This window comes from Streptomyces sp. NPDC002671, from assembly GCF_053592475.1.
In genome coordinates, this window is sequence record NZ_JBSFVU010000009.1 from 286,072 (window position 1) to 307,875 (window position 21,804).

The following is a 21,804-nucleotide window of genomic DNA, read 5'->3' on the forward strand; positions in this document are numbered from 1 at the left end:
TTCGTTGGACGCGGATGTCAGATGTCTGCGGCGTCGCCGATGCTCTTGGCCAGGTCGGCGACATAAGGCCTGGTCAGCATGGTCAGGTGATCGCCCGGAGCCTCCCGCACCGCCACCGGGCTTGAGGTGAACCTGCCCCAGCCGCGCGCTGGATCGTCGAGGATCCAGGCGAGGGCCTCGGGGGGCACGTTGTCCTGGTGCAGCTGGGCGGCGCGGAAGAAGGTCAGGATTCCGTCGTACGGCTCGGACGGTGTGTGCAGGCTGCGCTGGTCGGCGATGTAGGTGCGGACGAAGCCGCGCAGCTGGACGTCGTCGTCCAACTCCGGTGGCAGCACCTGCCGTTCGGTCAGCGCCCGGCGCAGGTGTGCGATCTGCTCCTCGTCCGGCAGTGCGACCAGGTCCGCATGGGTGACGTCCAGGGAGCAGCCGAAGAGGCGCTCGAAGACGCGCACCAGCGTGGCCAGCCAGGTCGCCTGGTCCCACGCCTCGAAGTGCTCGGCTCGCTCGGGCAGCGGGGCCGCGGTGTCCAGCAGGCCGACGAGCGCGACCTCGTGGCCCGACGCCCGCAGCCGCCGGGCCAGCTCCATCCCGACGTGGCCGCCGAAGGAATGTCCGACGAAACGGTACGGCCCTTCGGGCTGCTCCTTGAGCACCAGCGGCAGGTACTGATCGGCGAGTTCGTGCACCAGCGACGAGGCCTCGACGTCCTCACCGAAGGACGGCTGGAGTCCGTACACCGCGAACTGCTCCGGCAGGGAACTGACCAGTTCGTGGAAGTACATGAGGTTGCCGCCCGCGCCGGGCAGCAGGTACAGCGGGACGTCGCCGCCGGGGCGCAGCCGCACCAGGGACTGGCGGGCGGTGTCCTCGCCGCGGGCGAGGGCGACCGCCAGCTCCGCGACGGTGGGCCCCTGGAAGAGGGTGGCCAGCGACAGGCGGCGGCCGAACTGACGCTCCATCTCCGCCAGGAGACCCACGGCGAGCACCGAGTTCCCGCCGAGCTGGAAGAAGTTGTCGTGGATGCCGATGGACGATTCCTTGAGCACCTTCCCCCAGAGCGCCGCCAGGCGCATCTCGGTGAGTCCCCGCGGGGCGACAAAGCCCTGGTCCGGGCGGGCGGAGCGGGACGGCGCGGGCAGCGCCTTGCGGTCGATCTTGCCGTTGGGCGTGTAGGGCAGCTCGTCGAGCGTCTGCACCGACGACGGCACCATGTACCCGGGCAGCCGTGCCGCGACGTGTCCGCGCACGGCTGCCCCGCTCACAGCGGCGCCCGGACGGGCCACGACGTAACCGGAGATCCGCCGCTCCGCCCCGGTCCCGTGGACCGTCGCCGCCGCCTGCGCGACGTCCGGGTGCGAGCCCAACGCCGCCTCGATCTCGCCCAGTTCGATGCGGTAGCCGCGCACCTTGACCTGGTGGTCGGTGCGGCCGATGAACTCCAGGCAGCCGTCGGGCCGGTACTTGACGAGGTCGCCGGTGTTGTACAGGCGCGCCTCCGGGTCGGCCACGTACGGATCGGGCAGGAACCGCTCCCCCGTCAGCTCCGGCCGGTCCAGATAGCCCCGGGTGACGCCGGCGCCGCCGACGTGCAGTGCGCCCGGGACGCCCACCGGCACCGGAGTGCCGTGCGCGTCCAGGACGTACAGCGCGGTGTTCGCGATGGGCCTGCCGATGAGCACCGTGCCCGTCGCGTCCACGCGGTGCGTGCTCGACCAGATGGTGGTCTCGGTCGGCCCGTACATGTTCTGCACGCGTGCCCCGGTGGCCGCGGTGATGCGCTCGGCGAGCCGGGCCGGCAGTTCCTCGCCGCCGAGGAGCAGCAGGTCCAGCTTGGCCAGGGCTTCCGGGCCGCCCGTCTCGTCGAGGATCATCGCGGCCTGGGACGGCGTGCACTGCAGCTTGGTCACGCCGTGCCGTTCGATGATCTCCGGCACGGTGAGGTCCGGGGCGGCGTTCCGGTCGGCGTGCAGTTCGCGCGCCGTGCCGAGCAGCGGCAGCGCGTCGAGCACCGCGTCGTCGTCGACGCCGAAGTCGATCAGGCAGGCCACCTCGTCGACGTCGATGTCGGCGATGGCGTCCAGGAGCTCGGCCACCCGCTGCGGGGTGCCGAAGAGCGCGGCGGTGCCGTAGTACCGCTCGAAGGCGTGGTCGAGCAGGACCTTGAGGTCGTCGGCGGCGAGGTTCTTCAGGTCGTCGCCGAGGCCCAGGGCGCGCGCGAGGTTGCCGATGAGACCCAGGGACGAGGCCAGGTAGTCGCGGAACGGGCCGCGCACCGTGTCCCGGACCGTCTCCGGGACCTCGCCGACGAACGTGTGCGCCATGAGCGTGACCCGGCCCGGTCCCTCGTGGCCCGCCTCGGCCCGCGCCCGCCGGTAGATCGCGATCTTCTCGGCGAGCTGGTCGAGGTCCTGGCTCAGCAGGTGGGTCAGGAGGTTGCAGCCGGACTCGCCGGCCGCCCGGAACGTCTCCTCGCTGCCGGCCGCGGTGATCCACATGGGCAGGTCGCGCTGCACGGGACGCGGCAGCGTCCTGACGGCCGTCGCCTTGCCCGTCCCGTTGGACAGCTCCACCGCCTCGCCCGCCCACAGGGAGCGCAGCGTGCTGATGCCGTCGAGCATGACCTGCTTGCGGTCGGCGTAGTTGTCCGGGGCGAGGACGAAGTCGTCGGCCTGCCAGCCGGACGCCAGGGAGAGGCCCACCCGGCCCCCGGACAGGTTGTCGACGACCGCCCACTCCTCCGCGACCCGCAGCGGGTTGTGCAGCGGCAGGACCACGCTGCCCGCACGCACGGCGACCCGCTCGGTGACGGTGGCGACCGCGGCGCCGACGACGGCGGGGTTGGGGTAGATGCCGCCGAATGCGTGGAAGTGCCGCTCCGGCGTCCACACCGCTTCAAAGCCGTGCGTGTCCGCGAACTTGGCCCCTTCGAGGAGCAGCCGGTAGGCGCCGGGCTTCGCCTGGCCCTCGGTCTCCGTCGAGCTGGAGAAGTAGAACAGACTGAGGTCCGCGACCTTGCCCGGGCGGCGTGCGTGAGCCCGTGCCGCGTCGGGCTGGAGGACCACGGTCGAGCCCTGGGTCAGGGTCCACACCAGTTCGAGCACCGAGATGTCGAAGGAGACGGTGGTGACGCCGAGCCAGGTGCCGACCCCGCCGGCGGCGAACTCCTCGTCCATCGCGGCGCAGAAGTTGACCACATTGCGGTGCTCGACCATGACGCCCTTGGGGCGGCCGGTGGAGCCCGACGTGTAGATGACGTAGGCCAGGTCCTCCGGCCGGGCGTCCGCGCCCGGCTCGGGCCGCTCCCCTGTCCCGTACGGCTCGTCGGGCTTGTCGAGGCACAGGATCCCGGTGTCCTCGGGGCAGCTGAGCGTGGGCCGCAGCGCCGAGACCGTCACCAGCAGGCGGGCCCGGGCGTCGCGCAGAATGTAGTCGTTCCGCTCCGCGGGGGCCGCCGGGTCCAACGGCACATACGCGGCACCGGACTTGAGGACCGCGAGAAGCGCGACCACCAGGTCGGGCGTGCGCGGCAGGCAGAGCCCGACGAGCGCCCCCGCTCCGGCGCCGCGCTCGCGCAGCAGGGCCGCGAGCCGGTCCGAGGCCTCGTCGAGCTCCGCGTACGTGAGGGACGCGTCGCCCTGGACGACCGCCTCGCGCTCCGGGGTCCTCGCGACCTGCCGCTCCACCAGGGCGTGCACAGTGGTGTGTTCGACCGGGAGGGCGGTGTCGTTCCACCGCTCCAGCATCAGGTGCCGGTCGTCCTCCTCCAGCAGCGGCAGCGCGGACAGGGCGGTGTCCGGGGCGGCCACGGCTGCTTCCAGCAAGGTGCGCCAGTGGCCCAGCCAGCGGCGGGCCGTCGCGGCGTCGAACAGGTCGGTCGCGTACTCCAGGACGCCGTGCAGGCCGTCCGGCCCCTCCTCGGCGATGAGCGTCGTGTCGAACTTGGAGGTACCGGTGTGCACCTCCTCCAAGTGCGTCTGAAGGCCAGGGAGTTGAAGGATCTCCGTGGTGGCGTTCTGGAGGATGAACATGTGCTGGAAGAGCGGGCTGTAGCTCAGCGTGCGCTCCGGCTGGAGCACGTCGACCAGCCGCTCGAAGGGCAGGTCCTGGTGGTCGAAGGCGCCGAGCGACGTGGTGCGGACGCGGCCGAGGAGGTCCTCGAACGCGGGGTCGCCGCTCGCGTCCACCCGCAGGACCAGCGTGTTGACGAAGAAGCCGATGAGCGGCTCCACTTCGGGACGTATCCGCCCGGCGACCGGGGTGCCCACGGTGAGGTCGTCCGCGCCGCTGAGCCGCGACAGCAGCGCCGACCAGGACGCGAGCAGCACCATGTACGGGGTGCAGCCGTGCCGGTGCGCCAGGTCTCGCACGCGCTCCATGAGCGGGGCGGGCAGATGGTACGGCACGGCGGCGCCGCGGTAGGACTGGACGGCCGGACGCGGGCGGTCCGCGGGGAGCTCCAGCAGGCCGGGGGCATCGGCCAACGCGGCGCTCCAGTGCTCCAGTTCGGGGCCGAGCGCCTCGGGCGTGAGGTGGGTGCGCTGCCATGCGGCGTAGTCCGCGTAGCGCACCGTCAGCTCGGGCGGCGCCGGGGCGTCGCCGACCCGCGTCGCGTAGAGCGCGGCGAGGTCGCGGTAGAGCACGCCGAGCGACCAGGCGTCCACCGCGATGTGGTGGACCGAGAGCAGCAGGTGCGCGCGGCCGGAGCGCTCGTGGACGAGGGCCGCGCGCAGCAGGGGCGCGTGGGCGAGGTCGAAGGGCCGCCGCGCCTCCTCGGCCGCGACCTCCTCGATCGTCCGGTCCTCCGCCAGGTTCAGCTCGGACAGCGGCACTTCGCAGTCCTCGACGACGTGACCGTAGGGCTGGTCTCCCTCGACCCGTACCACGGTGCGCAGCGCCTCGTGGCGGCGTACGAGGTCGGCGAGGGCCAGCCGCAGGGCGGCCACGGCGGCCGGGCCGACGTCCCCCTCCAGCGTGGCGCGGCCGGACAGCACGTAGGCGGCCGAGCCGCTGTCCGGGAGCATCTCGGACATGACCCACATGCGCTCCTGCCCGTACGACAGCGGCAGTCGGCCGTTCTCCACGGCTGCCGGGCCGATCGGCGGCCGGGTCGCCTTGGCGCGGCCTCCCCTGGCCTCCTTGAGCAGCGTGATCAGCGCGTCGCGGTGCTCTCGCACGCGGCTGCGCAACGCGTCGTCGAGCGCGCCGGCGGGGGCGCTGAAGCGCAGCCGCCCGTCCTCCTCCCAGAGGCGGATGTCGCGGGCGCGCAGCTCGGTGAGCAAATCGGCGGGCGCGGTCACAGCTCCCCTTCCTCCCTGTCCCCATCGGTGTCGGCGGCCGGCTGTGCGGCGGCCCACAGGAGCACTTCCACGTTCTCGGCGAGCCCGGCGACGGTGGGCCGTGCGAAGACGGCCCGTGCCGTGAGCTCGACGCCGTGCTCGGCGCTGAGCCGCAGGGCGACCCGGGTGGCGGCGAGCGAGTGGCCGCCCAGCTGGAAGAAGTCGTCGTCACAGCCGACGCGTTCGACGCCGAGTACCTCGGCGATGACGGCGGCCACGGACTTCTCCAGCGGGGTGTCCGGCTCGCGCCCCGTCGGCTGCGCGCGCTCGGGCTCGGGCAGCAGCTTGCGCGCCACCTTGCCCGCGATGGTCAGGGGCAGGGCGTCGAGCGGTACGAAGACGGTGGGCACCATGTACTCGGGGAGCCGCTCGGCGCAGTGGCGGCGCAGCTCCTCGGTGCCCGGCAGGTCGCCGCCCGGCACCACCCAGGCGATCAGCGCCTGCGCAACGCCGCTGCCGCGGGCCTCCACGACAGCCTCCTTGACACCCGGGTGGCCCATCAGCACCGCCGTGACCTCACCGGGCTCGACCCGGAAGCCGCGCACCTTCACCTGGTGGTCCATCCGCCCGAGGTACTCCAGGGTGCCGTCGGCGCGGTAGCGGGCGAGGTCGCCCGTGCGGTACATCAGCTCACCCTCGGTGAAGGGGTCGGCGACGAACACCTCGGCGGTCAGGGCGTCCTGGTGCAGATAGCCCCGGGCGAGGCACGGCCCGGCCACGCACACCTCGCCGGCCACGCCCTGGGGGACGGGTACGCCGTGCGGGTCCAGCACGTGGACGCGGACGTTGTCGACGGGGCGGCCCACCGCGGGCAGCGGCTCCCACTCCCCGGGCGGGCCCTGGAGGGTGTGCGAGGTGATCACGTGCGCTTCGGAGGGACCGTACTGGTTGTGCAGTCCGGCTCCGGTCCGGGTGAAGAACGTGCGCAACTCCTCGGTGACCTGGAGCTGTTCACCGGCAGTGAACACATCGCGCAGCGTCGTCGGCCACAGGTCGCGGGCGGCGGCGACCTCCACGAGCTGCTGCAGCGCCACGAACGGCAGGAACAGGCGGCTGACGTCCTGCTCCCGCAGGTAGGGCAGCAGCCGCATCGCGTCGCGACGGGTGTCCGCGTCGACCAGCACGACGGTGCCGCCCGCCGCCCAGGTGCCGAACAGCTCCTGCATGCAGACGTCGAAGTGCAGCGGGCTGAACTGCAGCACCCGGTCGTCCGGCGTGAAGGGGAAGGCGGCGGTCTGCCAGGCCAGCAGGTTCGCGAGGGGGCCGTGCCGCATGGCGATGCCCTTGGGGCGGCCGGTGGAGCCCGAGGTGTAGAGGACGTAGATCAGGTCGTCCCGGCCGGTCACCGGGGCGAGTCGGTCGCCCGGCTCGGCGGACCAGTCGAGCTCGTCCAGGCGCAGCAGCGCGGGGCCGCCGGACTCGGGGAGGTCCAGCGCAGTGTCGCTGAGCACGAGGCGGGGGCCCGCCTCGTCGAGTATCTGCTGGATGCGCTCGGCCGGCTGGTCGGGGTCGAGGGGCAGGAACGCGGCGCCGGACTTCAGCACGGCGAGCAGCGCCACCATCTGGCGCAGCGAGCGGTGGGCGTGGACTGCGACGAGCACGCCGGGCGCCGCCCCTCCGGCGCGCAGCAGGGCCGCCAGCTTGGTGCTGTCCTCGTCGAGCTGGGCGTAGGTCAGCGACTCTCCGGCGAAGGTCACGGCGGGCGCGTGCGGGCGCAGCGCGGCCTGTTCCGTGACGTACTGCTGCACGGGCCGGTCCAGGTCCACGGTGCGGGCCGCGCCTTCGGCGGCGGCCACGGTCTCCTGGAGCTGCACGGGGCTCAGCAGCGGGAGCCGGGACAGCTCGGTCCCCGGGTCGTCGAGGGCCGCGCCGAGGAACTCCTGGAACGCGTCGGCGAGGCGCTGCGCCGTCGCCCGGTCGAAGAGGTCCTGCGCGTACTCCAGCGAGCAAGCCAGCTCCTCGCCCCGGTCCTCGGCGAACAGCGTCAGGTCGAACTTGGCGGTGCCGTTGTGCACGTCGGACCGGCTGACCCTGACGCCCCCCGACTCCAGCGTGGCGAACGGGGCCTCGTAGTGCGTCAGCATGGCCTGGAACACCGGGCTGTGGCTGAGGGAGCGCTGGGGGCTGGTCTCGGCGACGATGCGCTGGAACGGCACGTCGAGGTGGTCGAGGCCCTCGAGGAAGGCGCGATGGACGCGCCCCAGGAGCTCCTCGAAGGTGGGGGTGCCGGTCAGGTCGACGCGCAGCGGCAGGGTCTTGACGAAGAAGCCGACCAGGGACGCGGTCTGCGGGTGGTCGCGGTTGCTGACCGGGGTGCCGACGACCACCTCGTCGGCACGGCTGAGGCGGGCCAGCACGGCGGCCCAGCCGGCCAGGAGCGCCACGTAGGGGGTGACGCGGGCCCGGGCCGCGACCTCGGCGAGGCGGGCCGCGGTGCCGGGGCCGAGGGAGAACTCGACGAGGTCGCCACGGTAGGACTGGCGGCTGGGCCGGGGACGGTCGGCGGGCAGCTCCAGCAGGGGCGGTGCACCGTCCAGCTGCCGCTTCCAGTAGGTGATCTGCTGGTGTGCGGTGAACGGGGACAGCGCCTCACGCTGCCATTCGGCGACGTCCGCGTAGTGCAGGGACAGGGGCGGCAGCGCGGAGGGCTCGGCGTCCGCCTCGTACAGGACGAACAGTTCGCGGAAGAGCACCGACAGCGACGCCGCGTCGGCGGCGATGTGATGGACGGCCAGGACGAGGTGTGCCTCCTGCGGCCCGGTCGTCACGAGGGTGGCCCGCAGCATCCGTCCCGCGGCCAGGTCGAAGGGTTCGCTTCCGGTCTGCCGGGCGATGCGGACGAGCTCCCGCTCCCGCTCCTCCTGCGGCAGCCCGCTGAGGTCCTCCTGGCGTACGGCCAGCGGCGCCGGGTCGAGGACGACCTGGTGGGGCGTCCCGTCGGGCCCGGTGCGGAACCCGGTGCGCAGCGCCTCGTGCCGGTTGGCCACCTGGGAGAGGCAGGTGATCAGCGTCTCGTGCCGCAGCGGCCCTTCCAGAAGTACGCCGCCGCTGATCACGTACGTCGACTCGCCTCCCTCGACCTGGTCGAGGAGCCAGAGCGCCTCCTGTCCGGCGGACAGGGGGAAGGTGCGGCCGTCGCGCGGCCGGGCGACGACGGGTTCGGCGGCCCGTGCGCGGGCGCTGAGGTGCGCGACGAGCTCCGGCTTGAGGTCGGTGAGCCGCTCGCGCAGCTGCGGCGTGAGGGCGCCCTTGGCCGCCGAAACCCGCAGCTCGCCGCCGTCGACCGTGAGCCGTATGCGGGCGGCGTCCACGTCGTCCAACAGGCCCGCGAGGTCCTCGTAGACCCCGGAGGGCCGCTGTCCCCCGTTCACAGCGTGATCTCCTCTCGTTCAGCGGTGTCGTCCAGCTCGTCGAGTACGTCGGCGAGCAGGTCGAGCACGTGCGTGGTCAGCTGCTCGACGCTGACGCCTTCCAGGAAGCGCACGATCGGTACGACCACTCCGAGGTCGGTCTTGATGCGGTTGCGCATGTCCAGGGACATCAGGGAGTCGAGGCCCAGCTCGGTGATGGGCTGCTGCGGGTCGAGGTCCGCCGCGTCGACGCCGAGGACGGCCACGATGCGGTCGGTGAGGTAGCCGGAGATGATCCCGGTGCGCTCGGCGGCATCGGCTCCGGCGCACTTCGCAAGGAGTTCGGCAGAGCCCGCGTCGCCGGCCTCGGCGAGGAAGCCCGCGAACTGGCGGGTGTGCCGGACGGTGGGGAAGGCCTCGAAGACGCCGGCCCAGTCCAGGCGGGCGACCGTGGTCTGCCGGGGGTCCTTGTCGAGGACCCGGTCGAGGATCTCCAGTGCCTCCGCGGGCGTCATGCTGCCCACGCCCACCCGGGCCAGCTGGTCGAGGCCCTCCTCCCGGACGGCCATGCCCACGTGGTTCCACGGGCCGTAGCCGAGGGCGCAGCCGGCCGCGCCCCGGGCCCGGCGGTGCTGGGCCAGGGCGTCGACGAAGGCGTTGGCTGCCGCGTAGTTGGCGGCGCCGACGCCGACGGGGCCGAAGACCGCGGGCAGCGCCGAGACGAGCAGGAACATCCGCGCGTCGCCGAAGACCTGGTGCAGGTTCCACGAACCGGCGATCTTGGGCGCGGCCACCTCGCGCAGCCGCTCCGTGTCCAGGTCGCCGAGGAGCGCCCCGCGGACGAGGCCCGCGAGGTGGACCACGCCGACGACGTCGGGAAGGCCGGCGACGGCCAGCTCCTCGCGCAGCGCCCGGACAGCGGCGAGGGACGCCACGTCCATGGCCGTGGTGTGGACCCGGACGCCGAGGGCGGCCAGTTCGTCCACCGCCTCGCGCTGGGCGTCGGTGCGCACTCCGCCGCGGCTGGTGAGGACCAGGTGGCGGGCGCCGCGCCGGGCCATGCGCCGGGCGATGACGAGCCCGAGGTCGCCGAGGCCGCCGGTGAGCACGTAGGTGCCGGCCGGGTCGAGCCGGGGCAGCGGGTCGGCGGGGTGGGCGAGGGCCGCGTCGCGTACCAGACGCGGGGCGAACAACTTGTCTCCGCGTACGGCGAGTTGGTCCTCCGCGCCGTCGCGGGGGCCGAGCAGCGCGGACGCCAGCAGCCGTGCCGTCGCGCGGTCCGGTTCCCGCGCCGGGTCGAGGTCGACGAGCCCGCCCCACAGGTCGGGCTGTTCGACCGCGAGCACCCGGCCGAGGCCCCACACCGGGGACTGGAGCACGCCGCGCGCGGTGACCTCACCGTCGGCGGCGGGCTGGCTGCCCCGAGTGACGAGCCAGAGCCGCCCGCAGCGTGTGGGGTCGTCCAGCTCGAGTCCGGCGCGGATCAGCGCGAGGACCGCTTCGCCGCCATACGCCTGGGCGTCCTCGACCGACTGCGTCGTGGCGTCGCCGTCCGCGGGCTCGGGGGTGTCCAGCGGCCACAGGAACGCGACACCGTCGAGCGGCCCGGCAGCGACCGCCTGGTACAGCGCGCGGCGGATCGCCACGGCGTCCGGGGCCGCCCCGGTGCCGACGACGTCCACCTGGTGCCCCGACTCGGTGAGTTCGGCGGCCAGCGCGTCACCGGCACCCAGGGAGTCGGCGAACACCAGCCAGCGCCCCGGGGCCGCGCCGTCCGTCGCGGCAGGGGGCTGGGGCACTTCGGTCCAGTCGGTGCGGTAGGCCAGCTCCGCGCCCGGGTCGCGGTGCTCGTCGCCGGCCTCCACCAGGCGCATCCGCAGCCCTTCGGCGCGGGCGACGGTGCCGGACGCGTCGAAGAGCCGTACGTCGGCGACGAGTTCGCCCTCCTGCTCCGCCCCGGGCGTGCGCCGGACGTGGGAGTACACGGTGCCCTCGGGCTGGCGCAGCGTCTCGAAGGTCCGCACGCCGTTGGGCAGGGCGAGCGCCTCCGAACCGGTCAGGGCGCCCGGGGCGAGCGCGCCGAGCAGCAGGAACGCGTTGTCGAGCAGAGCCGGATGGAACTCGTACGCGCCCTGTGCCGGATCGCCGGGCACGGTCAGCCGGCCGAGGACCTCGCGCTCGCCGAGCCACAGCTGTTCCAGACAGCGCATCTCGGGGCCGTAAGCGGCACCGGCCGCTTCGATGCGGGCGAAGAAGTCCTCGACGCCGACCTCGGTGACGCTGCGGGCGATCACGGCGTCGGCATCGTCCCAGCCGGCTGCGGGCGCCCCGGGGCCGAAATCAACAGCCGCCCGTACGACGGGAGCGGAAACGTCTCCATGCGTACGGTCCGCCATGACGGCCAGCACCTCGGTGTCCGTCTCGGCGAGCGAGCGCAGCCGGTCCAGGTGCGGCAGTCCGGAGAGCACCTCGTCGGCCGCGGGGCCGAAGTCCAGCAGGCAGGCGAGTTCGTCGACGCCGACGGCCGCGAGGCGGCGGACCAGGGGCAGGCACGAGTCCGGGGAGCCGATCAGGGACCGCTCGGCGGCGAACCGGTCGTAGAGGAAGGAGACGAATCGGTTCAGCTCCTCGTCGGGCAGCGTGCTGATGTCCGTGTCGTTGCCGTGCCCCCGGCTGCGGGCCAGGCCCTTGAGCAGGCCCAGGTTGCCCTTCAGGTACCTGCAGTAGGGGTCCTTGGCCAGCTGCGTCACGTCGTCGGCGTCCTCGCCCACGAAGGTGTGCAGCATGACGGTGACCCGGCCCTCGGCGGGGTCGAGGCCCGCCTCGGCGCGCGCCGCGCGGTACAGGGCGATGTTCTCGGCGAGCCCCTCCACGCCCTGGTCCAGGAGGTGGGTGAGCAGGTTCGCGCCCGACGCGCCCGCCTTGGTGAAGCTGGCGGGCGAGCTCGCGGCGGTCAGCCACAGCGGCAGCTCGGCCTGGACGGGACGCGGATAGGTGCGTACGCGGATGGGGTCGCCGGTGCCGCTGGTGGCGGGCACCTGCTCGCCGCGCCACAGGGCCCGCAGAGTCGTCACGGCCTCGCTGAGGTAGGCGTTGCGGGTGGCGTAGCGCTCGGGGAAGAACGCGAAGTCGCCCGGGTTCCAGCCGGAGGCCAGCGAGATGCCCACCCGGCCGCCGGACAGGTTGTCGACGACCGCCCACTCCTCCGCGACCCGCAGCGGGTCGTGCAGCGGTGCCACGACGCTGCCCGCCCGCAGACCGATGCGCCGGGTCTCGCGGGCGAGGGCGGCGTGCAGCAGGGCCGGGTTCGGGTAGAGCGAGCCGAGCTGCGTGAAGTGGCGCTCCGGCACCCAGATGTTGAGAAAGTCGTGCTCGTCGCCGAAGCGCGCGCTCTTGACGAGCAGGTCGTAACGGTCCGCCCCTGTCAGGGAGTTCTCGTCGCTGGCAAAGAACATCAGGCTGAACTTCATGCCTCACCCTCCCCGTTGCCCGTGGTGCCGCGCGGGCCGCTGATCGTGGTGCCGCGCGGGCCGCCGCCGTCCGCCGGCCCGTGGCCGACGCCGACCAGCTGCGCGCTGGCGTGCTGGGTCCAGTCGGAGCCACCGGCCTCGTCCTGGCTGTGGACGCTGAAGGCCAGCTCACCGCCCGGCGAGCCGTGCAGGCTGACCTGGACGACGCGCGCCCCGTCCGGCGGGACGCTGAGCATGCTGTGGTAGCGCACGTCCCGCAGCACGTAACGGGCCCCGGGGTCCAGTTCGCGGGCGGCGGCCAGCGCCATCTCGATGTAGCTGGTTCCCGGCGCGACGACGCGCCCCTGGATGCGGTGGTCGTCGAGCACCGCCACCTGGCCCTGGGCGAGCACCCGCTGCCAGACGTGCCGCCCGGGCTCCGCCGCCACCGGCTGCAACGGCCGTCCGAGAAGCGGGTGCCACGCCGACCGGTCGGCCTGCGCGGAGGAGCCCGCCACGGCGGCTCCCCTGCCGGACAGCTGGTCCGGCAGCCAGAACCGGCGCCGCTGGAAGGGGTAGCCGGGCAGTGCGCGGCGGCTGCCGCCCCGGCCCCGGCGTACCTCCTGCCAGTCGACCGGCACGCCCACGGTCCAGGAGGCGGCAAGCGCCTGGGCGAGCGAGCGCCGGTCGGGCTTGCCACCACGCAGCGAGGGGATCCAGCGTGCCCCGTCGACGCCCCGGGTGAGGCGCCGGGCCAGCGGGGCGAGCACGGCGTCGGGTCCGATCTCGATGCCCCTCGTGCAGCCGCTCTCCACGAGCGCGGCGATGCCGTCGGCGTAGCGGACGGCCTGCCGCAGCTGGTCCACCCAGTACTGGGGGGTGGCCGGCAGCGCGTCCTCCGGCCGCCCGGTCAGCGAGGACACCAGCGGCACCTTCGGCCGACGCAGCGTCACCTGCTCCACGACGCCGAGGAATTCGTCGAGCACGGGGTCGACGAGAGGCGAGTGGAAGGCGTGCGACGTATGCATCGATGCGGAGCTGTGCCCGCGCTCCCGCAGGGCCTCGGCCACGGCGTCCACGGCATCCGCGGCGCCCGAGATCACGACCTCGTCGGCGCCGTTCACCGCGGCGACGGCCACGCGGTCGGCGTACGGGGCAAGCACCTCGCGGACCACCGGCTCCCCGGCCCGTACCGCGCGCATGGCGCCGCCGGCCGGAAGGCCCTGCATCAGCCGGGCTCGCGTCCCGAGCAGGAACAGCGCGTCCTCCAGTTCGAACACCCCGGCCAGGCAGGCCGCGACGTACTCGCCCACGCTGTGTCCGAGCATCGTGTCCGGCTCGACCCCGTACGCGCGCCACAGGGCGGCCAGCGCGTACTCCACTGCGAAGACCGCGGGCTGTGCGTACTCGGTGCGCGCCAGCGCCTCGGCGTCGTCGACCACGTCGCGCAGGTCCCAGCCGAAGTGGTCCTGGACGATGCGGGCGCAGGCGTCGAACGCCTCGCGGTAGACGGGCTCGGTCCGGTACAACTCGGAACCCATGCCCGGCCGTTGGGCCCCCTGCCCGGTGAAGAGGAAGGCGAGCGGCCCGCTCCGGCGGGGCGCGCGGCCCACGGCGGCGTCCTGCTGCGCCCTGCCCCGCCCGGCGAAGTCGAGCAGCGTCCGCCGGGCCTCCTCGGCGTCGGCGGCGGTCACGGCGAGCCGGTGCGGCCAGACGGTGCGCGCGGTGACGGCGGTGTGGACGGCGTCGCCGAGGGCGACAGGGTCGGCGGTGCCGAGAGCGTCCGCGTAGCGCCTCGCGAGGGCGGTCAGCGTGTCGGGGGTGCGGGCGGACAGGACCAGCACCTCGGGGGTGGGCGGTTCGGCGTCCGCGGCTTCGGCGGTGGCCGGGGCTTCGGCGGTGGCCGGGGCTTCGGTGAGCACCACGTGCGCGTTGGTCCCACCGAAGCCGAAGGCGCTGACGCCCGCGGTGCGCCGGTCCTGCGGCCACTCCTGCGCGGCTGTCGGAACGGTCAGCGGGGTGTCGAGGTCCGCGATGTGGGGGTTGAGGCGGTTCAGATGGATCTGGCCGGGGATGGTGCCGTGCCGCAGGGCGAGGACCACCTTGATGAACCCGGCGATGCCCGCGGCCGATTCGGTGTGCCCGATGTTGGCCTTGACCGACCCGACGTAGCACGGCGCGACGTCCCCGTCCCGGCCCTCGCGCAGCGCGCCGGTGAGCGACTCGAACTCGATGGGGTCGCCGAGCGCGGTGCCGGTGCCGTGCGCCTCGACGTAGCCGAGGCGGTCGCGGTCGAGCCCGGCCGCGTCCCAGGCGTCGCGCAGGACGTCCTGTTGCGCCTGTCCGTGCGGGGCGGTGAGCCCGTTGGAGCGGCCGTCCTGGTTCACGGCGGAGCCGGAGACGACGGCGAGCACCTGGTCGCCGTCGGCCAGGGCCCGGGACAGCGGCTTGAGGACCACGACACCGCAGCCCTCGGACCGCACGTACCCGTCGGCGCGCTCGTCGAAGACCTTGCAACGGCCGTCGGCGGCCATCATGTTGGCCCGCGAGAAGACCGACGTCATCTCCGGCGACAGGATGAGGTTGACGCCCGCGGCGAGGGCCACCGCACTCTCGCCGCGCCGCAGCGACTCGCACGCCTGGTGCACGGCCACGAGCGACGAGGAGCACGCCGTGTCCACCGCGAGGCTGGGGCCGCGCAGGTCCAGCAGGTACGACAGCCGGGCCGCGGCGATGCTGAGCGCGTTGCCCGTGCCGTAGTAGGCGTCGAGGGCGGAATCCGCGCCCGCGGTCAGGCGCGTGTAGTCGTTGTTGCTGATGCCGACGTAGACGCCGGTGGCGGTGCCCGCCAGGGACTCCGGGTGGATCGCGGCGTTCTCCAGCGCCTCCCAGGCGACCTCGAGGAGCAGCCGGTGCTGCGGGTCGACGGCGGCGGCCTCGGTCGGTGAGATGCCGAAGAACTCGGGCTCGAATCCGGCGACGTCGCCGACGAATCCGCCCCACCGGGTGCTGATGGAGCCGGGCCGCTTCAGCTCCGGGTCGTAGAGCGCGGCGGCGTCCCAGCGGTCGGCGGGCACCTCCGTGATGGCGTCCTTGCCGTCCCGCAGCAGCTCCCAGAACGCCCCGACGTCCTCGGCCCCCGGGAAGCGGCAGGCCATGCCCACGACGGCGATCGGCTCGTCGGCGGACGGCGCTCCCGCCCGCTCCCCCGCCTGCGTCGGCGCGGAACGCTCCTCGCCCGCGAGGTACCGGGCGACGTCCTCGGCCGTCGGCAGCTGGTAGAGCAGACCCGCCGGCAGCCGACGGCCGAGGGCGCGCTGGAGCGTGCCCGAAATGGCGACCGCGGAGGCAGAGTCCACACCGTAGGCGGCGAAGTTCTCGCGGGGGGAGATGTCCCGCGGGTCGACGCCCAGGTGCTCGGCGACGACGGCGATCACCTCGTCGACGTACGGGAGGGCCCGCGCCGCCCCCGCGCCGGCCCGCCGGGCGGCGTCGGCGGCCACGGGTGCCCGCCGCGCAGCGCGCCAGACGGCGACAGTGTCGAGGGTGCCGTTCACGTAGCCCTGCTTGGCGGCGCGGCGGGCGATCTTGCCGCTGGAGGTCTTGGGGATGGCGCGGGTGCGCAGCAGGACCAGCGCGTCCAGCGTCACCTCGTGCTCGGCCGCGAGTGCGGCGGCGACCGCCGGTCCGATCCGCTCGGCGTCCACCTCGTCGTGGCGGACCTCCTGCACGACGACGACGCGCTCCTGGTCCTCCGCCTCGACGGCGAAGGCCGCGGTGCAGCCCGGCCTGAACGCCGGGTCGGCGTCCTCGACGGTGCGCTCGAGGTCCTGCGGATAGAGGTTGCGGCCGCGGACGATGATCAGGTCCTTGATGCGCCCGGTGATGCACAGCTGCCCGTCGGCGTCGACGAATCCCTTGTCGCCCGTGGCGAGCCACGGCAGCGAGCCGGCCGCCTCGTCGGCCCCCGCGGCATCCTCGGCGAGTGTGTTGCCGAACGCCTCGGCACTCTCCTCCGGCCGCTGCCAGTAGCCCTGACCGCCGCTCGGCCCGCTCAGCCAGATCTCGCCGACGGAGCCCCGCTCCAGCGGCATCCGGGTGTCGGGGTCGACGATGAGGAGGCGCTGGTCGAGGTGGGCGCGGCCACAGGCGAGCACCACGCGGGCACCCGGCGCACCGGGTTCCGTCGGGACGGCCCGGTCCTGCTCGAGTGCGAGGCCGTCGAGGTGGTGGACGCGCGCGCCCTCGCCCGCCAGGCCGGAGGTGACGAACACGGAGTTCTCGGCCAGTCCGTACGCCGGGTACCACGAGCTCGCACGGAAGCCGTGCGCGGCGTACAGGCCGGCGAACCGGTCGAGCGTGTCGGCCCTGATGGGCTCGGCGGCGTTGAGGGCGATGCGCCAGCCGCTGAGGTCCAGGCCCTCGCGGTCCTCGGGGCGGGTGCGGCGCACGCACAGGTCGTAGGCGAAGTTGGGGGCGCAGGTGAAGGTGCCGCCGTGTTCGGACAGGGCGCGCAGCCAGCGGACCGGGTCCTGGAGGAACGCCTCGGGCGGCATGTACACCAGCCGGGCGCCCCAGTACAGGGACAGCAGAAGGTTGGCGATCAGCCCCATGTCGTGGAAGAGGGGCAGCCAGGAGACGAGGACCGGGCGCTCGGCGTGGTCCATGGCGTGCGCCATCATGCCGAGGTTGTGCAGCAGGTTGGCGTGGGTGAGCATCACGCCCTTGGGGTTGCCGGTGGACCCGGAGGTGTACTGGAGGAAGGCCAGCTGGTCCGCATCGAGGTCCGGGCGGCGCCAGTCGTCGGCGGCCTCGGAGGGGATGGAGTCCGTGGCGATCCAGCGGGCGGACGTGGCGGGGGCCATGTCCGTGCCGCGCGCGGCCAGCTGGTCGTGGAGCGCGCCCGGTGCCGCGATCACCGCGGCACCGCAGTCCTCGGCGACCGCGTAGAGTCGCGCGGCGTGCTTGTCGGAGCGCGGCGGGTAGGCGGGGACGGCGACCATGCCCGCGTAGAGGCAGCCGTAGAAGGCCACGGCGAACTCGGGCCCCGAGGGGTAGAGCATCAGGACGCGGTCGCCGGGCGAGGCGATCTCCTGGAGGCGGGCCGCGATGGCCCGGGCCCTCACGTCCAGGTCGGCGAACGTCAGTTCCTGCGAGACGGCCGTGCCGTCGGGCAGGAAGCTGAACGCCACCTGCCGGCCGTTGTCCTCGCTCCGCGCCCTGAGGAGGTCCACCAGGGTGCGGAACGGCACGTCCGACGGCGCTGACTGGGGATTACCGCTCACGTCTTCCTCTCTCAGAACATCAGAAGATGCCGGTGCACGGCGACTGGGTCCGCCTCGCCGTGACACCGGAACCGCCGTGCGCGGTGCCCGTGACCGCTCCGGCTTCGAGGGTGGGTTGAGGACTAGTTGACTTCCGGCGACTGCGGCGGGTAGAAGAGCTCGACCGCCGGGGCGGCGCGCTTGAGCGCGCCCACCATCTCCTCCGCCGAGGCCAGCGGGATGACCTTGCCCTCCTCGAAGGCGCCGGTGGAGTAGCCGGTCAGCACGGCCGCGTGCGCCGCCTCCACGTCCGGGAAGTCCACGACGACCGCGAAGTTGTACTCGATGTCGCGGGTGAACCAGTAGTTGACGACAGTGCCGCCGAGCGCCCCGTAGAACTTGAAGGCGTGCTCGTCGCGCGCGATGACCGCCCGCGGGTCCTCGAGGATCGTCTTGACGACGTCCTGCGTGTAACGGGCCAGGATCATGAACTGCATGGGTACCTCCCGGGCATAGGTGGACGGCGCACTCGGGGCGCACTCGTAGGGCGCGTGGAATGCTCTGCGAAGAAGCGAGCCGCATGAAGAACGGCTCGCGGCGCACTGCGGAGGCTCACTCCGTGCCGCGGTGCGGGATCACGTTCAACAATGCTTGCCGGGGCCCTTTACGGAAACAACCGTGTGACAGCAAGACGACACCCGCTGTCGCCCAGCGGCCAGGACCGCCGTCGCTGCACGAAAACGACCCGGGCCATCGGCCCGGGTCGGTCCCAACGCTGGGCGCTGCCCACGTCGTACGGAGTCCTACGAAGCGGGCTGCTTCGCCTTGCGGACGGCGCGCAGCCACTCCTTGTTCATCGCGGTGATGGAGGGGAGCGGAATGCCCTTGGGACAGGCCGTCGCGCACTCACCGGTGAGCGTGCAGCCGCCGAAGCCCTCCTCGTCCATCTGCGCCACCATGTCGAGGACGCGGGTCTCGCGCTCGGGGGCGCCCTGCGGCAGGACGTTGAGGTGGTTGACCTTGGCGGAGGTGAACAGCATCGCGGCGCCGTTCGGGCACGCGGCCACGCACGCGCCGCAGCCGATGCACTCCGCGTGCTCGAAGGCGTAGTCCGCGTCCGGCTTGGGCACCGGCGTGGCGTGCGCCTCCGGCGCGGAACCGGTGGGCGCGGTGATGTAGCCGCCGGCCTGGATGATGCGGTCGAAGGCCGTGCGGTCCACGACCAGGTCCTTGATCACCGGGAACGCGCGGGCCCGCCACGGCTCGATGTCGATCGTGTCGCCGTCCTTGAAGGACCGCATGTGCAGCTGGCAGGTGGTGGTGCGCTCCGGGCCGTGCGCGTTGCCGTTGATGACCAGCGAGCACGCCCCGCAGATCCCCTCGCGGCAGTCGTGGTCGAAGGCGACGGGGTCCTCGCCCTTGAGGATGAGCTCCTCGTTGAGAGTGTCGAGCATCTCCAGGAACGACATGTCCGAGGAGATGCCGTCGACCTCGTAGGTCTCCATCGCGCCCGGCGCGGTGTCGTTCTTCTGGCGCCAGACGCGCAGGGTGAGCTTCATGCGTAGCTCCGCTGGGTGGGGTGGACGTACTCGAAGGCCAGGTCTTCCTTGTGCAGGACGGGCGAGGCGCCGGTGCCGGTGAACTCCCAGGCCGCCGCGTAGGAGAACTCCTCGTCCCTGCGGGCCGCCTCGCCGTCGGGCGTCTGGGACTCCTCGCGGAAGTGGCCGCCGCAGGACTCGGCGCGGTGCAGCGCGTCGAGGCACATCAGCTCGGCGAGTTCCAGGTAGTCGACGATGCGGTTGGCCTTCTCCAGCGACTGGTTGAACTCCTCGCCGGTGCCGGGAACCTTGATGCGCCGCCAGAACTCCTCGCGGATCTGGGGGATCCGGTCGAGCGCCTTGCGCAGGCCCTCGTCGGTGCGGGCCATCCCGCAGAACTCCCACATGAGTTCGCCGACCTCGCGGTGGAAGGAGTCGGGCGTACGGTCCCCGTCCACGGCCAGCAGCTTTGCCAGCCGCGCCTCGGTCTCGGCCGCGACCTCCTTGACGACGGGGTGGTCCGAACCCACCTCGCCCTGCCCGGGGTTGCGCGCCAGGTAGTCGTTGATCGTGGACGGCAGCACGAAGTAGCCGTCCGCCAGGCCCTGCATCAGCGCGGAGGCGCCGAGCCGGTTGGCGCCGTGGTCCGAGAAGTTGGCCTCCCCGATCGCGAACAGGCCCGGGATGGTGGTCTGGAGGTCGTAGTCGACCCACAAGCCGCCCATCGTGTAGTGCACGGCAGGGTAGATCCGCATCGGCACCTTGTACGGATCCTCGTCGGTGATCCGCTGGTACATGTCGAAGAGGTTGCCGTACTTGGCCTCGACCGCCCCCCGGCCCATCCGCTGGATGGCGTCCGCGAAGTCGAGGTACACACCCTGGCCGCCGGGCCCGACACCACGCCCCTCGTCACACACGTTCTTCGCAGCACGCGAAGCGATGTCACGGGGCACGAGGTTGCCGAACGAGGGGTAGATGCGCTCCAGGTAGTAGTCGCGCTCGTCCTCGGGGATCTCGTTCGCCGGACGCGTGTCACCCTTCGCCTTCGGCACCCAGATACGCCCGTCGTTGCGCAGCGACTCACTCATCAGCGTCAGCTTCGACTGGTGGTCGCCGGTACGCGGAATACAGGTCGGATGGATCTGCGTGAAGCAGGGGTTGGCGAAGTAGGCGCCCCGCCGGTGCGCCCGCCAGATCGCGGTCGCGTTGGAATTCATCGCGTTCGTCGACAGGTAGAAGACATTGCCGTAGCCACCGGAGGCCAGCACCACCGCGTCCGCGACATACGTGTCGATCTTCCCGGTCACCAGGTCACGCGCCACGATGCCGCGCGCCCGCCCGTCGATGACGACGAGGTCGAGCATCTCGGTACGCGCGTGCAACTCGACGTTGCCCGCCGCGATCTGCCGACTGAGCGCCTGGTAGGCGCCGAGGAGGAGCTGCTGGCCCGTCTGGCCGCGGGCGTAGAAGGTGCGGGAGACCTGGACGCCGCCGAAGGAGCGGGTGTCGAGCAGGCCGCCGTACTCACGGGCGAAGGGCACACCCTGGGCGACGCACTGGTCGATGATCTCGACGGAGATCTGCGCGAGGCGGTGGACGTTGGACTCGCGGGCGCGGAAGTCGCCGCCCTTGACGGTGTCGTAGAAGAGCCGGTGGACGGAGTCGCCGTCGTTGCGGTAGTTCTTCGCCGCGTTGATACCGCCCTGGGCGGCGATCGAGTGGGCGCGGCGCGGGGAGTCCTGGAAGCAGAACTGGACGACGTGGTAGCCCTGTTCGGCGAGCGTCGCACCGGCGCTGCCGCCGGCCAGGCCGGTGCCGACGACGATCACCGTGTGCTTGCGCCGGTTGGCCGGGTTGACCAGCTTCGCCTCGAAGCGCCGCGTGTCCCAGCGCCCGGCGATCGGCCCCGTCGGCGCCTTCGTGTCGGTGACCGGCTCCCCGGTCACGTACTCGGCATACTCACCCATACTCAGCTCACCACTCCCGTCATGACGCCCACAGGCACGGAGATGAAGCCCGCCGTCAGCAGCAGCGCCAGCCCGTTCGCCGTGATCTTCAAAGTCCGGTCGACCGCCTTGCTGCTCACACCGAGGGTCTGCGCGGCACTCCACATCCCGTGCCGCAGATGCAGGCCCAACGCGAGCATCGCGACGATGTAGATGACGTTGCCGTACCAGTGCGAGAAGGTCGCCACCACGTTCTGGTAGGGGTGACCGGGCTGGAAGCCCGGGTGAACCGTGCCCGTCGTGATGTCCAGGATGTGCCAGACGATGAACAGGCCGAGGATCACCCCGCCCCAGCGCATCGTGCGCGTCGCGTAGCTCGGACGCTCCTTCTGGTGCACGTACTTGCTCGGACGGGCCTTGATGTCACGGCGGCTGAGCTGGTACGCGCAGATTCCGTGCGCGATCGCCGAGGCCAGCAGCACCACGCGCGCACTCCAGATGAACCACATCCGGTGCAGGAACGGGTCGCCCAGCGTGCGGATCCACTCCCCGTACGCATTGAAATCGGCCGCACCGAAGTAGATCTTGACATTCGCGATGCAGTGCACCACGAGGTAGCCGACGATCACCAGGCCACTCACGGCCATGACCGCTTTCTTGCCCACCGTCGAGTCCCACACCAGACGCGTTCTCGACGGACTCGTACGCGTAGCCAGAGTCATGAAAATCGATGGTAGGGGCAAGAGTCGCAAGTACTCCAAGTGATCGTGTGCATGAATTCGATAGGCCACACCTATCGACCCTCGTCCGGTATGAGGGCGTCCGCAGGAAACTCACATAGAGCTGACATTCCCCATACCTGCGCGTGCGGGAATTTGACGCAGCCCTCCTAGTCTCACCGGAGGAGCTGCCGAGCCGATG

8 protein-coding genes are annotated in these 21,804 nt (G+C 72.5%); all 8 read right to left on the reverse strand.

Annotation, left to right across the window (positions count from 1 at the left end; translation table 11 throughout):
• Positions 1-17: 17 nt before the first annotated feature.
• The 8 genes from ACWD35_RS16815 to ACWD35_RS16850 all read right to left on the reverse strand — a co-directional run bounded on the left by ACWD35_RS16815 (position 18) and on the right by ACWD35_RS16850 (position 21,605).
• The gene (locus ACWD35_RS16815; RefSeq protein WP_451351981.1) at positions 18-5,297 is read right to left on the reverse strand and encodes a MupA/Atu3671 family FMN-dependent luciferase-like monooxygenase; all 5,280 of its coding nucleotides are present in this window, start codon (positions 5,295-5,297) and stop codon (positions 18-20) included.
• Entirely contained in the window at positions 5,294-8,707 is a 3,414-nt protein-coding gene (locus ACWD35_RS16820) for an amino acid adenylation domain-containing protein (RefSeq protein ID WP_451351982.1), read from the reverse strand. The genes ACWD35_RS16815 and ACWD35_RS16820 overlap by 4 nt, the downstream gene beginning before the upstream one ends.
• A complete protein-coding gene (locus ACWD35_RS16825; RefSeq protein ID WP_451351983.1) occupies positions 8,704-12,156 on the reverse strand; it encodes a MupA/Atu3671 family FMN-dependent luciferase-like monooxygenase in 3,453 nt (1,150 codons plus the stop codon). Before ACWD35_RS16825 ends, ACWD35_RS16820 begins: the two co-directional genes overlap by 4 nt.
• Positions 12,153-17,420, reverse strand: coding sequence for a beta-ketoacyl synthase N-terminal-like domain-containing protein (locus ACWD35_RS16830; protein ID WP_451351984.1), 5,268 nt, complete (start codon positions 17,418-17,420; stop codon positions 12,153-12,155). The genes ACWD35_RS16825 and ACWD35_RS16830 overlap by 4 nt, the downstream gene beginning before the upstream one ends.
• A 122-nt stretch (positions 17,421-17,542) precedes the next feature.
• Entirely contained in the window at positions 17,543-17,896 is a 354-nt protein-coding gene (locus tag ACWD35_RS16835; protein WP_451351985.1) for a GYD domain-containing protein, read from the reverse strand.
• A 306-nt stretch (positions 17,897-18,202) separates the two neighbouring features.
• Positions 18,203-18,958, reverse strand: coding sequence for a succinate dehydrogenase/fumarate reductase iron-sulfur subunit (locus ACWD35_RS16840; RefSeq protein ID WP_451351986.1), 756 nt, complete (start codon positions 18,956-18,958; stop codon positions 18,203-18,205).
• Positions 18,955-20,904: a fumarate reductase/succinate dehydrogenase flavoprotein subunit gene (locus ACWD35_RS16845; RefSeq protein WP_451351987.1), complete on the reverse strand. Its 1,950-nt coding sequence runs from the start codon at positions 20,902-20,904 to the stop codon at positions 18,955-18,957. The genes ACWD35_RS16840 and ACWD35_RS16845 overlap by 4 nt, the downstream gene beginning before the upstream one ends.
• A gap of 2 nt (positions 20,905-20,906) precedes the next feature.
• Positions 20,907-21,605 carry a succinate dehydrogenase cytochrome b subunit gene (locus tag ACWD35_RS16850; protein ID WP_451351988.1) on the reverse strand — a complete coding sequence of 233 codons (699 nt, stop codon included), beginning with the start codon at positions 21,603-21,605 and terminating at the stop codon, positions 20,907-20,909.
• Positions 21,606-21,804: the final 199 nt, after the last annotated feature.

Coding starts and splice junctions, on each gene's coding strand:
- ACWD35_RS16850 (WP_451351988.1), bottom strand. CDS start 21,605: ATGACTCTGGCTACGCGTACGAGTCCGTCGAGAACGCGTCTGGTGTGG.
- ACWD35_RS16825 (WP_451351983.1), bottom strand. CDS start 12,156: ATGAAGTTCAGCCTGATGTTCTTTGCCAGCGACGAGAACTCCCTGACA.
- ACWD35_RS16840 (WP_451351986.1), bottom strand. CDS start 18,958: ATGAAGCTCACCCTGCGCGTCTGGCGCCAGAAGAACGACACCGCGCCG.
- ACWD35_RS16845 (WP_451351987.1), bottom strand. CDS start 20,904: ATGGGTGAGTATGCCGAGTACGTGACCGGGGAGCCGGTCACCGACACG.
- ACWD35_RS16835 (WP_451351985.1), bottom strand. CDS start 17,896: ATGCAGTTCATGATCCTGGCCCGTTACACGCAGGACGTCGTCAAGACG.